We start from the raw sequence: 15,061 nt of genomic DNA, 5'->3' as shown, positions 1-15,061 counted from the left end.
CGCCCCAAGCCTTGCCGGCATGGGGCGTTTTGCGTTACCGCTGCGGGAACCTGATCGACGCTTACTTCACCTTTGGATCAAGTTCACCTCGGGCGTAGCGCTCGAACATGCCTTCCAGGCTGATCGGCTTGATCCTGCTGGCGTTGCCGGCGGTGCCGAAGGCTTCGTAGCGGGCGATGCAGATGTCCTTCATGGCGCTGACGGTAAGCTTGAGGAACTTGCGCGGGTCGAACTCTGCCGGGTTCTCGGCCAGGAAGCGACGTACCGCACCGGTCGAGGCCAGACGCAGATCGGTGTCGATGTTGACCTTGCGCACGCCGTGCTTGATGCCCTCGACGATTTCTTCCACCGGGACGCCGTAGGTCTCGGGGATGGCACCACCGTTGGCGTTGATCACCTCGAGCCACTCCTGGGGCACGCTGGAGGAGCCGTGCATGACCAGGTGGGTGTCCGGGATGCGCTCGTGGATTTCCTTGATACGCTGGATCGACAGGGTGTCGCCGGTGGGCGGACGGGTGAACTTGTAGGCGCCGTGGCTGGTGCCGATGGCGATGGCCAGGGCGTCGACGCCGGTGGCCTTGACGAAGTCGGCGGCCTCTTCCGGGTCGGTCAGCAGCTGGTCGTGGCTCAGCTTGCCCTCGGCGCCGATGCCGTCTTCCTCACCGGCCATGCCGGTTTCCAGGCTGCCCAGGCAGCCGAGCTCACCTTCTACCGAGACGCCACAGGCGTGGGCCATCTCGACGGTGCGGCGGGTGACATCGACGTTGTAGTCGTAGTCTGCCGGGGTCTTGCCGTCCTCGCCCAGGGAGCCGTCCATCATCACCGAGGAGAAGCCGAGCTGGATCGAGCGCTGGCACACAGCGGGGCTGGTGCCGTGGTCCTGGTGCATGACCACCGGAATATGCGGAAACTCTTCCACGGCGGCCAGGATCAGGTGGCGCAGGAAGGGGGCGCCGGCGTATTTACGGGCGCCGGCGGAGGCCTGCAGGATCACCGGGGAATCGGTGGCGTCCGCGGCTTCCATGATGGCGCGAACCTGCTCGAGGTTATTGACGTTGAAGGCCGGCACGCCGTAGCCATGTTCGGCGGCGTGGTCCAGCAATTGGCGCATACTGACGAGTGCCATGGAGGTACCTGATTCTTGAAGAGGTCGAGAGCGCGATGCTGTCGCGCCCATGTCGCTTGGGTTGTCAAAGGGCCGGCGATGGCCGGCCCCGGGGCTTAGGCTTGGCAGAAAGCACCGACGAGCGCCGCTGCTTTTTCGGCAAACCTCAGCGAGCGGCCGCCTCGAGGGCGCTGACCGCCGGCAGTTCCTTGCCCTCGACGTACTCGAGGAAGGCACCGCCTCCGGTGGAGATGTAGGACACCTGCTCGGCGATGCCGTACTTGTCGATGGCTGCCAGGGTGTCACCGCCGCCGGCGATGGAGAAGCCGTCGCTTTCGGCGATGGCCTTGGACAGGGCCTCGGTGCCGCCACCGAACTGGTCGATCTCGAACACCCCGACGGGGCCGTTCCACAGGATGGTGCCGGCGCTCTTGAGCATGTCGCCCAGGCGGGCGGCGGTATCCGGGCCGATGTCGAGGATCATTTCGTTGTCGGCGACCTGGTCCACCGGCTTGGTGACGGCTTCGGCGGAGTCGGAGAACTCGGTGGCCACGACCACATCGGTGGGCAGCGGAATCTCGACCCTGGCCATCAGCGCCTTGGCCTTGTCCACCAGGTCGGCCTCGTAAAGAGACTTGCCGACGTTGTGACCCGCCGCGGCGATGAAGGTGTTGGCGATACCGCCGCCGACGATCAGCTGGTCGCACTTCTCGGACAGGGCGTTGAGCACCTCGAGCTTGGTCGAGACCTTGGAGCCGCCGACGATGGCGGTCATCGGGCGCCTGGGAGTCGCCAGCGCCTTTTCCAGGGCATCGAGTTCGGCGGCCAGCAAGGGGCCCGCGCAGGCGGTCGGTGCGAAGCGGGCCACCCCGTGGGTCGAGGCCTGGGCACGGTGGGCGGTACCGAAGGCGTCCATCACAAAGACGTCACACAGCTCGGCGTAGCGCTTGGCCAGGGCTTCGTCGTCCTTCTTCTCGCCCTGGTTGAAGCGCACGTTCTCGAGCAGTACCACGTCGCCGTCTTCCAGGCTCGGTTCCTGCTCGAGATAGTCGGTCACCAGGCGCACGGGGCAGTCCAGCAGGTCACCGAGGTAGGCCGCCACCGGTGCCAGGGTGAACTCGTCGGCCGGCTCGCCTTCGGTGGGGCGGCCCAGGTGGCTCATCAGCAGCACCTTGGCACCTGCGTCGCGAGCTGCCTTGATGGTCGGCAAGCTGGCGCGCAGACGGGCATCGCTGGTCACCTGGCCGTGTTTGACAGGTACGTTGAGGTCTTCGCGAATCAGTACCCGCTGACCCTTGAGGTCGAGATCGGTCATCTTGCGCACGTTCATGTCGGCAGATCCTCGTCTGGAAAGTCTGAGGGAGACAGCGAATGGCAACGGCTGGTCAGTGGCGGTGTCATCGCTCGGGAACCCGGGGAAGGCTGGCGAGGCGCCCGGCCACGTCCAGCATGCGGTTGGCGAAGCCCCATTCGTTGTCGAACCAGCAAAGCAGCTTGAGCAGGCGGCCACCGGCCACCCGCGTCTGAGTGGCGTCTACGATACCGGAGCGGGGATCGTGGTTGAAGTCGATGGACGCCATGGGCTCCTCGGTATACCCCAGCAGGTCAGGAAGCCGTGACTCGCTGGCCTCGCGCAGCAGTCGATTGACCTCGCTGGCCGAGGTATCGCGCTTGACGCAGATGGACATGTCCATGGCCGAGACGTTGATCGTCGGCACCCGTACATGGAGGCACTCGAAGCGCTCCGCCAGGTGCGGCATCAGGCGATTGATGCCTCGGGCCAGGCCGGTGTCCACCGGCACGATGGATTGCATCGCCGAGCGGGTCAGGCGCAGATCGGTCTGGTGGTAGGCATCGATCACCGGCTGGTCGTTCATGGCCGAGTGAATGGTCGTGGTCACACCGTGCTCGATGCCCAGCGCCTCGTCGAGCACGGTCAGGATCGGCACCAGGCAGTTGGTGGTGCAGGACGCTGCCGAGACCACCCGGACGTCGGGCGTCAGGTCGTCGTCATTGATGCCGCTGACGATGGTGGCGTCGACGTCGCTTTCTGCCGGCTGGGAGAACAACAGCCGGCCGGCGCCTGCCGCGAGATGGCGCTCGGCGGTGGCGCGATCCTTGAAGCTGCCGGAGCACTCCAGCACCAGGTCGATGCCGAGTGACCGCCAGGGCAGGCGGTCAGGGTCCTCTTCGGACAGCACCCGGATTGCATGCCCGTTGATGATCAGGTGGCCGTCGCGGCTTTCCACCCGGCCGGGGAAGCGTCCGTGGGTGGTGTCGTAGCGAGTCAGGTAGGTAATGGTATCGAGTCCCGAGAGCTCATTGATCGCCACCACCTCGAAGCTGGGGTCGTTGCGTTCGATGAGGGCTCGCAGGACGCACTGGCCGATGCGGCCGTAGCCATTGATGGCAATACGCTGGGCCATGGGGCTCGATACTCTCCACGGAGGGATGGACACAGGCGCGAAAGTCTATCTCAAATCGCCCCGCGCGTCGCGGCTCCAGCGGCGTCACACTGGGCATAAAACCGCGCAGGTAGCATAAAAATAAAGCTGAATCGGTTCAGCCGAGCATGCCGGCCAGGCGCCAGGCCAGCGGCATCATCAGCGCCGTCAACACCCCGGTCAGCGTCATGCCGAGAGAAGCGAAGGCACCGGCGGTGGGGCCCAGCTCGAAGGCGCGCACGGTACCGATGGCGTGGCCGTTGATGCCCAGCGCCAGCCCCAGCAGGCGCTGATCGGTGATCTTCAAGAGCCGGCCGAACAGGCTGACGCAGGCGGTGGCCGCGACGCCGGTGATCAACAATCCCCCCATCAGGATCGGCACGGAGCCGCCCAGGCGCTCGGTGATGCCCATGGCGATGGGAGCGGTCACCGATTTGGGTGCCAGCGAGGCCAGCAGTTCCGGCGGCGCCCCCAGTGCCCAGGCGATCAGCAACGCATAGCAGGCGGCCAGCACCGTCGACACCGGCAGGCAGACCAGCAGCGGTCGCCACAGCGCGCGTATGTGGTGCATCTGCTGGTAGAGCGGTACCGCCAGGGCCACCGTGGCCGGGCCCAGCAACAGCATCAGCCACTGGGCGCCCTGGCGATAGTCGACGTAGGCGATGCCGGCCGCCTTGAGCGTCGCGGCGAGCAGCAACGAGGCCAGCAGTACCGGCGGGCACCAGCCGGGAGAGCCGAGCCGCCGAAACAGCGCCATGCCGGCCAAGTAGGCGCCGATGGACAGGGCGATGGCCAGCATCGATGTATCGAGGTGATCGACCACGGCGAGGCTCATGAGGTCTTTCCTTGGGCGGTGGTGGTCGCCTCGGAGGGCGTCGCCGGCAGCAGGCGGCGCATCAGCCACAGGGTGCTGGCAACGCTCAACAGAGTGCCCAGGGTCAGCGCCAGCCCCACGGCGAGCCAGTGCCCCGAGATCTGGTCGAGCACCCAGAACACCCCGACCACGCCGGGCATGATCAGCATCGCCAGCAGCATGATCAGCGGCTGTGCCGCCGCTGCCACGTCTTCGTGCATGCGGCCTCGTAGTACGAAGACACCAGTCAATAGCATCAGTCCGACGACGCCGGGGGACAGCGGCAGTTCACCCAGGCTGACCACCAGGTCGCCGACCAGCCACAGCAGCGAAAGCCATAAAAAGCCTCGTAACACGGACATTGCAATCCTCTTGGGTCATTGTCACTGGCCGGGGCCAGGGGAATTGAGCCATTGTGCCGACTCATGGTGCCTTGGTCAGCAGGGGCTCTCGTTGCAGCGCGTCATCCGCTACCCTGTGTAGACTGACTATTCGCCTACCGCCCGACTGGGTCGGGCATGACAGGGAGATTGATGATGAGTGATATTGCCAGCTGGCTGGGTGCCGAGGCAGAGGACCTTTTGACTCATGAATGTCGCGGTATCGCCAAGGAGCAACTCCACCTGCCGGGATCGGACTTCGTCGACAGGGTGATGATGGACTCCGACCGCTCGCCGGCGGTGCTGCGCAGCATGCAGACGATGTTCAACCATGGCCGTCTGGGGGGCACCGGTTACCTCAGCATCCTGCCGGTGGATCAGGGGATCGAACACTCCGCTGGCGCCTCCTTCGCACCCAACCCGATCTACTTCGATCCGGCCAACATTGTGGAGCTGGCGATCGAGGGCGGCTGCAACGCCGTGGCTTCCACCCTGGGTGGCCTGTCGTCGGTGGCGCGCCGCTATGCCCACCGCATCCCGATGATGCTCAAGTTGAACCACAACGAGACGCTGACCTATCCGGCGATCTACGATCAGACCCTGTTCGCCGAGGTCGACCAGGCCTTCGACATGGGGTGCGTCGCCGTGGGTGCGACCATCTACTTCGGTTCTCCCGAGAGCCGTCGCCAGATCGAAGAGATCAGCGCGGCCTTCGAGCGCGCCCACGAGCTGGGCATGGTGACGGTGCTGTGGGCCTATCTGCGTAACCCGGCCTTCAAGCATGAGGGCACCGACTATCATGTGGCCTCCGACCTCACCAGTCAGGCGGTCCACCTGGCGGCGACGCTCAAGGCGGACATCGTCAAGCAGAAGCTGCCCGAGAACAACGATGGCTATCGCACCATCGGCTTCGGCAACACCCATGAGAAGGTCTACAGCGAGTTGACCAGCGATCACCCGATCGATCTGGCCCGCTATCAGGTGGCCAACGCCTACATGGGCCGTGCCGGGCTGATCAACTCCGGCGGTGCCTCCACCGGAGAGGGCGATCTGACCCAGGCGGTGCGTACCGCGGTGATCAACAAACGGGCCGGTGGCATGGGCCTGATCTCCGGGCGCAAGGCCTTCCAGAAGCCGATGCGCGACGGGGTAAGCCTGCTCAACGCCATTCAGGACGTCTATCTGGCGCCGGATGTCACCATCGCCTGATCCAAGCCTGCCTCAACAACCGCGCAGGATAGAGGACCAGGCCGCCTAGGCCGACCATCAAGGTCGCTAGATACAGCAGGGGCACGGCGTAAGCCGTGCCCCTGCTCGTTTCTGCTGGTCACGCTTTCGGTCGCAACAGGCCGGGCGTGCCGGCCCGCGCTGGACTTAACCCAGCAGCGCCTTGGCGCGTTCCACCAGGTTGTCCACGGTGAAACCGAAGTGCTTGAACAGGTCGCCCGCCGGGGCCGACTCGCCAAAGCTGGACATGCCGATGGTGTCGCCGTCGAGGCCCACGTACTTGCTCCAGTAGTCGCGATGGCCTGCCTCGATGGCCAGACGGGCGCGAACACTGCGCGGCAGGACGGACTCACGGTAGTCGGCGTCCTGGCTGTCGAAGACGTCGGTGGCCGGCATCGATACCACGCGCACCTGCTTGCCTTCGGCCTCCAGGGTTTCGGCGGCCTGCATGGCCAGGGTCACCTCGGAGCCGGTGGCGATCAGGATCAGCTCAGGGGTGCCTTCGCTGTCCTTGAGCACGTAGCCACCACGCTGGATGTTGGCCAGCTGGCTCTTGTTGCGCTCTTGGTGGGGCAGGCCCTGACGGGACAGTACCAGCGCGGTGGGGCCGGCGCTGCGCTTGACCGCGTGGGCCCAGGCGGCAGCGGTCTCGACCGCATCGCAGGGACGCCAGGTGCACAGGTTCGGGGTGGTACGCAGACTGGTCAGCTGCTCGATCGGCTGGTGGGTCGGGCCGTCCTCGCCCAGACCGATGGAGTCGTGGGTGTAGACGAAGATGGCGCGCTGGTTCATCAGCGCCGCCATGCGCACGGCGTTGCGCATGTATTCCATGAAGATCAGGAAGGTGGCGCCGTAGGGCACGAAGCCGCCGTGCAGGGCGATACCGTTCATGATGGCGCCCATGCCGAACTCGCGTACCCCGTAGTGCAGGTAGTTGCCGCCTGCGGCCTCGGCGCTGATGGCCTCGGCACCCTTCCAGAAGGTCAGGTTGGAAGGCGCCAGGTCGGCGCTGCCGCCCAGCAGCTCCGGCAGTTGCGGGCCGAGCTCGTTGAGGCAGTTCAGCGAGGCCTTGCGTGAGGCCACGGACTCGCCCTTCTCCTGGGCGGCCTCGACCAGCGCTTCGCTGTTGAGCTCGCTCGGCAATTCACCCTTCTGGCGACGCAGGAATTCGCGGGCCAGCTCCGGGTGCTCCTGCTGGTAGCGCTCGAAGCGAGCCTGCCAGTCGGCCTGGTGCTTCTGGCCACGCTCGCAGGCGTCCCAGCCCTGGTAGATATCCTCGGGGATATGGAAGGGCGCGTGGGGCCAGTCGAGTTGCTTGCGCGCCGCTGCGACTTCCTCTTCGCCGAGTGCCGCGCCGTGGCATTCTTCCTTGCCCTGCTTGTTGGGGGCGCCGAAGCCGATGACGGTCTTGCAGATGATCAGGGTCGGGCGATCCTGCTGGGTGCGGGCCATCTCGATGGCGGCCTTGATCTCCTCGGGCTTGTGCCCGTCCACCGCCGGTACCACGTGCCAGCCGTAGGCTTCGAAGCGCTTGGCGGTATCGTCGGTGAACCAGCCTTCGACCTCGCCGTCGATGGAGATGCCGTTGTCATCGTAGAAGGCGATCAGCTTGCCGAGCTGGTGGGTGCCGGCAAGCGAGGCGACCTCATGGGAGATGCCTTCCATCAGGCAGCCGTCGCCGAGGAAGCAGTAGGTGTAGTGGTCGACGATCTCGTGGCCCGGGCGGTTGAACTGACCCGCCAGGGTGCGCTCTGCCATGGCCATGCCGACGGCGTTGGCCAGGCCCTGGCCGAGGGGGCCGGTGGTGGTCTCGACGCCGGGAGCGTAGCCGTACTCGGGGTGACCTGCGGTCTTGGCGTGGAGCTGGCGGAAGTTCTGCAGTTCTTCCAGACCCAGGTCGTAGCCTGACAGGTGCAGCAGGGAGTACAGCAGCATGGAGCCGTGGCCGTTGGACAGCACGAAACGGTCGCGATCGGCCCACTTGGGATCGTCAGGGTTGTGAACGAGGTAGTCGTTCCACAGCACCTCGGCGATATCGGCCATACCCATCGGGGCTCCGGGGTGGCCGGAGTTGGCCTTCTGGACGGCATCCATGGAAAGGGCGCGAATGGCGTTGGCCAGTTCGAAACGGGACGGCATTGAGGGCTCCTCGCCTGGGGCAAAGTGGCAATCTGACGTTGGCCTGCCCGGTGGGGGCGGCGCAGCGGCGTCAAGGATAGGCGCCGCCTGTCGTGCCTGTGGACAACGAGGGCGGGAGGGGCGGCGCGGATCGATCGGGGACATATTGTCGCCGGAAATGACAGATCCATCAAATGCCGGGGACTTGATCCATGCCTGGCAGCGTCTGCCATGGCCCGGCCTGTTGCTAGGAACCGGACGGTCGAGCGTGTAGAATTTCGTCCCGCCAGGTCCACGCGGAATCTGCATAGTGCGATCGTCGATCACGGTCGCTCCCGTTTCCATCTTGCCAGGCCCGCCTGCCGATTATCCTACAGAGGGTCGAGGACGCCATGAGCGAATACTCCCTGTTTACCTCCGAGTCCGTGTCCGAAGGACACCCGGACAAGATTGCCGATCAGATTTCCGATGCCGTGCTCGATGCCCTGATCGCGCGGGACAAGAATGCCCGTGTGGCCTGCGAGACCCTGGTCAAGACCGGTGTCGCCATCGTGGCCGGCGAGATCACCACCTCCGCCTGGGTGGATCTCGAGGAGCTGGTGCGCAAGGTGATCATGGATATCGGCTATACCTCCTCCGACGTCGGTTTCGACGGCGAGACCTGCGGGGTGCTCAACCTGATCGGCAAGCAAAGCGTCGAAATCGCCCAGGGCGTCGATCGCGAAAAGCCCGAGGATCAGGGCGCCGGTGATCAGGGCCTGATGTTCGGCTATGCCACCAACGAAACCGACTCCTACATGCCGGCGCCGATCCACTACAGCCATCGGCTGGTGGAGCGCCAGGCCGAGCTGCGTAAGCGTGGCCTGCTGCCCTGGCTGCGTCCCGATGCCAAGAGCCAGCTGACCTTCCGTTACGACGATGCCGGCAAGCCCTGCGCGGTCGATGCCGTGGTGCTGTCCACCCAGCATGATCCGGACATCGACCAGGAGCAGCTGCGCCAGATGGTCCAGCGCGAGATCATCGAGCAGGTTCTGCCGGCGGAGTGGCTGTCAGACAGCACGCGTTATCACATCAACCCGACCGGCAAGTTCGTCATCGGCGGTCCGGTGGGTGACTGTGGCCTGACCGGGCGCAAGATCATCGTCGACACCTACGGCGGCATGGCGCGACATGGTGGTGGCGCCTTCTCCGGCAAGGACCCGTCCAAGGTCGACCGCAGCGCCGCCTACGCCGGCCGCTACGTGGCCAAGAACGTGGTGGCGGCGGGACTGGCCGAGCGTTGCGAGATCCAGGTGTCCTACGCCATCGGTGTCGCCGAGCCGACCTCGGTGTCGATCAACACCTTCGGCACTGGTCGTATCGATGACGAACGTATCGTCGAGCTGGTGCGCGATCACTTCGACCTGCGCCCCAATGCCATTACTCGCATGCTGGATCTGCTGCATCCCATGTATCAGCTGACCGCAGCCTACGGTCACTTTGGCCGTGAGCCCTTCGAGACCAGCTATAGCTGGACCGATACCGAAGGCGAGATCCACACCGAGACTTTTACCGCCTTCCCGTGGGAGAAGGTCGACCGGGCCGACGCTCTGCGCGCCGCCGCCGGTATCTGATCCCTCTTTGTGGCATCAGCGGCACGGTGCCCACGCGCCTGCCGACATGACAAGGCCCGCCTGGTTCGCCAGGCGGGCCTTGTCGCATTGGGGCGGCGGGGGGCCGGCGAATGTGCGAAGAGACGTTGGCAGAACGGTCGCAAGTTTCCTGGTGACCTGGTCGCGATTGTGCGTCTTTGCCTACCTCTTTGTCGCCGGGTTATGCGTCAAACGGCGACATCATCTCATTCCTTTTCATATCCGCGCATGCGGGCGGAGAAGCCTTTGGCTCACGGCTAATATTAGATGGAGACAGGATGCAGATGCCGCTTAGTCGGCAGCGCGGTATCGCATCGGCTCGTCATCATCTGTCAGGCAGCCAGTGATGGTCGTTGGTTCTCGGTAGTCAAAGGTTCGATGTGTCGTTGTCCATCGCCAGATCGTTGTCGAGAAACCACTGTCGAGAAACCGCTGTCGGGAAACCGCTGTTCAAGAACCATCGGCGGCCAAGTGGCCTGAACGGGAAAGTGACGCCCACGTCGCCGGAAAAGCGGTGAGAAAGCGGTCACTAAGTGGCTGTGAATTGGTTAGGCAGCGGCTGGAAAAAATCGGTTGGAAGGCGGCCAGAACGTGAGAATGATTAGCAATAAAAAACGCTGGCGAGCCGCCTGAAAGATGTCAGGAAAGAGGCGCTTTCGGCGACAGGCATATATGGCCTGTGTGAATTGGACGTCGGTATATATCCATGTCCTTGGCATTTGGGGCGCGGGACAGGAGGCCGTTCGTGGAAGCACATGTCTTGGCCGCGATTGAAGTGTGGTCGGCACGATGGTGTGGTCGGCACGATGGAAAGAGGCCATAGCGCCCGTGACAGGAATACTGGCTGGTGCCCCGGGCGGCACGAAGAAGAGCCGAAGTGCGGGTGAGACCAGATCAGGGACATGAGCGCTGCGCCAAGACGGTAGCAACGACAGGGGGATCAGAAGATGGGCGAAGCAAGGCACCACTATCACTTCTATCAGCGCCATCATCAGGGGCACTTTCAGCGTCTTCACGCGGACCCGACCTGCTCGCGAACCAGGCTGGCGTCACAGCAGGAACTCTGGCGCAAGGAGTTGCCGTCGCGCAAGGGGGCTGGCGATGACGGGACCACTGAGGCTGGAAGGCGATACTCCCATGACGTGGTATCGCCGGAAGGTGACGATGATTACCTCCAGTATCGTGAGCTATTCATGACCAAGCTGGCGCTGGAGGCTACCGCCGCACTGGCAACGTTCCTGGTGACTGCCGCCGCCATCATGATGATTCTGCTTCAGCACCAGGGACTCTTGACCGCCGTCATCGTCATTGCACTGAGCGTGCCCGCCTTTGTGCTGTCGACGCAGCGCCTTTCGTGCCTGGGGCATGATGCAACGATGTTCGAGAGCGAACCCTTGGGAGATATTCGATTATGAGCATCGGTCAACAGGTGCTGCTCGGCGTCGCTATTACCTCGCCGTTGCTGGTGCTGACATGGTGGTCGGTGCGACGTACCGATCGCCACCTGAGAAAGCGTCGCCAGTAGCACTTCAGCATACGGGCTCTCCGTACAGCCGCGCCGTTCAGGTATGTCGTCTGATCACGCCGTTCGAACGTGCCGATCGGTCGAGGCGTTCGGCCGTTACGTCAGGTCGTGGTCTGCGATGGTGACCTTCGGTCGTGACCAAGGAGGGCCAGATGGCCGGGCGTCTCGTCTCTTGTCAGAGTTTCGTATCTTGTCAGAAAAGCACCATCCTCTCGTCTCACCGTTCCTCAGCCAGTTGGCGATGCCTGCTGTTCGTGGTGTCGCTGGTCCTGCCATCGTGGGCCAACGCCAGCTGTCCTGACTGGACGGCGAGCATGGCGTCCAGTCGCATCACCGAGTTGACCAGCCACCTGCGGCAGTGGGAGCAGGCCTACCGCAAGGACGGCAGCTCGCCGGTCAGCGATGATGTGTTCGACCAGACCGAACGTCGGTGGCGCGAACTCCAGCGCTGCTTTCCCGAGCTCGAGGTGGCGGACTTCAAGGATAGGGCTTCCGCGCCGGCAGCGGATAGTGCCACCCCTTGGCAGCGCCACCCTGTGGCGCATACCGGGCTTCGCAAGGCGCAGGGCGCCGCCGAGGTGAAGCGTTGGCTTTCGACCGGTGTTCCAGACTCGCCGGCGCCGCAAGCTTCGTCGCCACAGAGACAGGAGTCACAGTCGGCGACGATAGCACCGGCCGACCGCGCTACCGATGTCTGGATTCAGCCCAAGGTAGATGGCGTGGCGGTCAGCCTTGTCTATCACGAAGGCCGCCTGGCGGGCGTGTACAGTCGTGGGGACGGGCGGACCGGCCAGGACTGGACACGCCATGCCGCGGTCATCCCGTCGATTCCCCAGCGCCTGGCAGGTGATTGGCAGTCGCTTGCCGACGGCGATGGTCTGGTGTTTCAGGGTGAGCTGTATGAGCGCCTTGAAGATCATGTCCAGCAGCGGGATGGCGGGGCAGGGGCACGCTCCCATGTGGCCGGCTGGCTTGCCCGCGATGAGTTGTCCCCTGCGCTGGGCCAGCGTATCGGTCTGTTCGTCTGGTCCTGGCCGATGGGGCCGCGGGCGCTCGAGGAGCGACTGTCAGGGCTCGAGCGCCTGGGCCTGGGTCAAATATCGCGATACACCCACCCTGTTGAATCCCAGGAGGACGCCGCCGCCTGGCGCGAGCGCTGGTATCGCTCGCCGCTGCCCTTCGCCACCGATGGCGTGGTACTACGGCGTGGGCGCAGGCCCGACGGTGTGACCTGGCAGGCCGAGCCGCCGCACTGGGCACTGGCCTGGAAGTATCCACCGCGAGAGGCCCTGGCGGAGGTAGCCGACATAGCGTTCCGCATTGGTCGTAGCGGTCGCATCACCCCGGTGGCCCGGCTTGTGCCGGTGGAGGTGGATGGACGCAGGCTGAGCCAGGTCAGCCTGGGGAGCCTGTCACGCTGGCGTGAGTGGGATCTGCGGCCCGGCGATCAGGTGATCATCGAGTTGGCCGGGCTGATCATCCCTCAGCTTAAGGGGGTGGCCTGGCGCGCAGCCGAGAGGCTTGACCTCGAGGTTCCCGCGGAATCGGACTTTCACCTGCTGAGTTGCTGGCACCCGACCCCGGGCTGCCGGCAGCAGTTTCTGGCTCGCCTGGCCTGGCTCAGTGATTCATCGGCGCTGGATCTCGACGGCGTCGGGGAAGGCACCTGGAAGGCGCTGGTGGACGCTGGCCTGGTGGCGGGGTTGCTGGACTGGCGGGAACTGTCGCCAGAGCGACTGGCCCAGGCAAGCGGCATCGGCAAGGTCACCGCAGAGCGTCTTGGTGTTGCCTTCTCCGAGACCAGCCATCGCGGCTTCCCGCAGTGGCTAAGCGCCCTGGGAGCGCCCTCGGCCGGGGGTATCTCCGAGCATGACTCCTGGCGCACGCTGGCGACGTTGGACGCAGCCGACTGGCGCCGCCGCCCTGGCGTCGGTGTTGTCGGCGCCAGGCGCTGGCGGGCGTTTCTTTCGCATCCCGAGGTCGTCGTCCTGGCGCGGCAACTGGCCGACGCCGGTATTGCTGGCTTCGTCGGAGCCTTCGACGATGACGCGACACGTTCGATTGCCACGCCGGGCTCGGCAGGCCCTTTGCATCGTCCTTTGAATCGCCCTTCTCATAGCCCTTCGAACCGCTCTCCAGCTAGTCCCTTACACCGCGCACCAGCTTCCCCCTCAGCGACTCGACTGAAAAGTGATGCTGGCGCCCGGCTAGAGATCGACGCAGCGCCCTGGTTGGCGAGTCCGCCATGGTGACTCCTATAGTGAAGGCTGGATAACCAGCAGGAGGCGAGCATGACTCCGACCGAGGCTTCGCAAAGGGCGCAGTGGGCTCAGCGTCAGGATGACTACCGGGTCGCCAATATCGGCCTGGCCGACTGGGGGCGCCGCGAGATTCGTATCGCCGAAAGCGAGATGCCGGCCTTGATGTCCCTCAGGGCCCGGTACCGTGAGGTCCAGCCGCTGAAGGGCGCACGTATCGCTGGCTGTATCCACATGACGATTCAGACCGCGGTGCTGATCGAGACCCTGGTCGACCTTGGTGCGAGCGTACGCTGGTCGTCCTGCAATATCTTTTCCACCCAGGACCACGCCGCCGCGGCCATCGCCGCAGCAGGCATCCCGGTATTTGCCTGGAAGGGCGAGAGCGAGGACGAGTTCTGGTGGTGTATCGAGCAGACGGTGGATGGCGCCGACGGCTGGACCCCCAATCTGGTGCTGGATGATGGCGGAGACCTGACGCTGCTGTTGCACGAGCGACATCCGGACAAGCTTGACGCCATCCACGGCATCAGTGAAGAGACCACCACCGGTGTCCATCGACTGCTCGAGATGCTCAGGGCAGGCACCTTGAAAGTGCCGGCCATCAACGTCAACGACGCCGTCACCAAGTCGAAGAATGACAACAAGTACGGTTGCCGTCACAGTTTGAATGACGCCATCAAGCGCGGGCTGGATCACCTGCTGGCGGGCAAGCAGGCATTGGTGATGGGCTACGGGGACGTGGGCAAGGGGTCAGCGGCCTCGCTGCGCCAGGAAGGCATGATCGTGCGTGTCGCCGAGATCGACCCGATCTGTGCCATGCAGGCCTGCATGGATGGCTTCGAGGTGGTTTCTCCCTATCGCGGCGGTGTCAATCGTGGCGCCGACAGTCTCGATCTCGAACTGCTCGGCAAGACCGACCTGGTGGTGACCTGCACCGGCAATATCGGCGCCTGTGACGCCGCCATGCTGGGCGCTCTCAAGAATGGCGCGGTGGTCTGCAATATCGGCCACTTCGACAGCGAGATCGATACCGCCTACATGCGCAAGCAATGGCTCTGGGAGGAGGTCAAGCCCCAGGTGCACAAGATCTACCGTGACGCCGGGCCGGGGCAGACGTACGATCCCGACAGCCGCAATGTGATCTACCTGCTGGCCGAGGGGCGTCTGGTCAACCTGGGCAACGCCACCGGCCACCCCTCGCGGGTGATGGATGGCTCCTTCGCCAATCAGGTGCTGGCACAGATGCACTTGTACGCCCGGCGTTTCGCCGAGCTGGGCCCCGACGAGCGCGACGGCATGATCGATGTCACGGTGCTGCCACGCCATCTCGACGAAGAGGTGGCGCGCTACATGGTGGAGGGCTTCGGCGGCGTGATTACCCAGCTGACCGAGGCCCAGTCGGAGTACGTCGGAGTGCCGGTGGAGGGGCCATACAAGCCCGATCACTATCGTTACTGAGGCTTTCCGGAAAGGGGGCTGTGCCCTGCGTGCCTTGGTCAGGGCGGGGCAGGGCTGGG

The 15,061-nt window shown here is 64.7% G+C and carries 11 protein-coding genes; 5 read left to right on the top strand and 6 right to left on the bottom strand.

Annotation, left to right across the window (positions count from 1 at the left end):
* Positions 1 to 61: 61 nt before the first annotated feature.
* The 5 genes from fba to C6W88_RS05295 all read right to left on the bottom strand — a co-directional run bounded on the left by fba (position 62) and on the right by C6W88_RS05295 (position 4,764).
* A complete protein-coding gene (gene fba / locus C6W88_RS05315; protein ID WP_045992249.1) occupies positions 62 to 1,126 on the bottom strand; it encodes a class II fructose-bisphosphate aldolase in 1,065 nt (354 codons plus the stop codon).
* A gap of 145 nt (positions 1,127 to 1,271) precedes the next feature.
* The gene (locus tag C6W88_RS05310) at positions 1,272 to 2,435 is read right to left on the bottom strand and encodes a phosphoglycerate kinase (protein ID WP_045992248.1); all 1,164 of its coding nucleotides are present in this window, start codon (positions 2,433 to 2,435) and stop codon (positions 1,272 to 1,274) included.
* A 67-nt stretch (positions 2,436 to 2,502) separates the two neighbouring features.
* Complete coding sequence (locus tag C6W88_RS05305; RefSeq protein ID WP_108131767.1) at positions 2,503 to 3,531, bottom strand: type I glyceraldehyde-3-phosphate dehydrogenase; 1,029 nt, start codon at positions 3,529 to 3,531, stop codon at positions 2,503 to 2,505.
* Positions 3,532 to 3,667: 136 nt separating this feature from the next.
* Complete coding sequence (locus C6W88_RS05300; protein ID WP_108131766.1) at positions 3,668 to 4,384, bottom strand: LrgB family protein; 717 nt, start codon at positions 4,382 to 4,384, stop codon at positions 3,668 to 3,670.
* Positions 4,381 to 4,764: a CidA/LrgA family protein gene (locus C6W88_RS05295; RefSeq protein WP_045992245.1), complete on the bottom strand. Its 384-nt coding sequence runs from the start codon at positions 4,762 to 4,764 to the stop codon at positions 4,381 to 4,383. The genes C6W88_RS05300 and C6W88_RS05295 overlap by 4 nt, the downstream gene beginning before the upstream one ends.
* 174 nt (positions 4,765 to 4,938) lie before the next feature.
* Between C6W88_RS05295 and C6W88_RS05290 the strand changes: the two genes are divergently transcribed.
* Positions 4,939 to 5,991: a class I fructose-bisphosphate aldolase gene (locus C6W88_RS05290; protein WP_045992244.1), complete on the top strand. Its 1,053-nt coding sequence runs from the start codon at positions 4,939 to 4,941 to the stop codon at positions 5,989 to 5,991.
* Between the two features lie 165 nt (positions 5,992 to 6,156).
* Here the strand turns inward: C6W88_RS05290 and tkt are convergent, their stop codons facing one another.
* Complete coding sequence (tkt, locus tag C6W88_RS05285; RefSeq protein ID WP_108131765.1) at positions 6,157 to 8,148, bottom strand: transketolase; 1,992 nt, start codon at positions 8,146 to 8,148, stop codon at positions 6,157 to 6,159.
* A 371-nt stretch (positions 8,149 to 8,519) separates the two neighbouring features.
* Here tkt and metK point away from each other — a divergent pair, with 371 nt between their 5' ends.
* The 4 genes from metK to ahcY all read left to right on the top strand — a co-directional run bounded on the left by metK (position 8,520) and on the right by ahcY (position 15,002).
* Complete coding sequence (metK, locus tag C6W88_RS05280; protein ID WP_045992242.1) at positions 8,520 to 9,740, top strand: methionine adenosyltransferase; 1,221 nt, start codon at positions 8,520 to 8,522, stop codon at positions 9,738 to 9,740.
* A 965-nt stretch (positions 9,741 to 10,705) separates the two neighbouring features.
* Positions 10,706 to 11,173 carry a hypothetical protein gene (locus C6W88_RS05275; protein ID WP_108131764.1) on the top strand — a complete coding sequence of 156 codons (468 nt, stop codon included), beginning with the start codon at positions 10,706 to 10,708 and terminating at the stop codon, positions 11,171 to 11,173.
* 424 nt (positions 11,174 to 11,597) lie between these two features.
* Complete coding sequence (ligB, locus tag C6W88_RS05270; protein ID WP_197037076.1) at positions 11,598 to 13,535, top strand: NAD-dependent DNA ligase LigB; 1,938 nt, start codon at positions 11,598 to 11,600, stop codon at positions 13,533 to 13,535.
* 39 nt (positions 13,536 to 13,574) lie between these two features.
* A complete protein-coding gene (gene ahcY / locus C6W88_RS05265) occupies positions 13,575 to 15,002 on the top strand; it encodes an adenosylhomocysteinase (protein WP_108131762.1) in 1,428 nt (475 codons plus the stop codon).
* Positions 15,003 to 15,061: the final 59 nt, after the last annotated feature.

This window comes from Halomonas litopenaei, assembly GCF_003045775.1.
Lineage (GTDB): Bacteria > Pseudomonadota > Gammaproteobacteria > Pseudomonadales > Halomonadaceae > Halomonas > Halomonas litopenaei.
The sequence above is the reverse complement of the archived record's forward strand: the minus strand, read 5'-3'. Positions and strand labels throughout refer to the sequence as shown.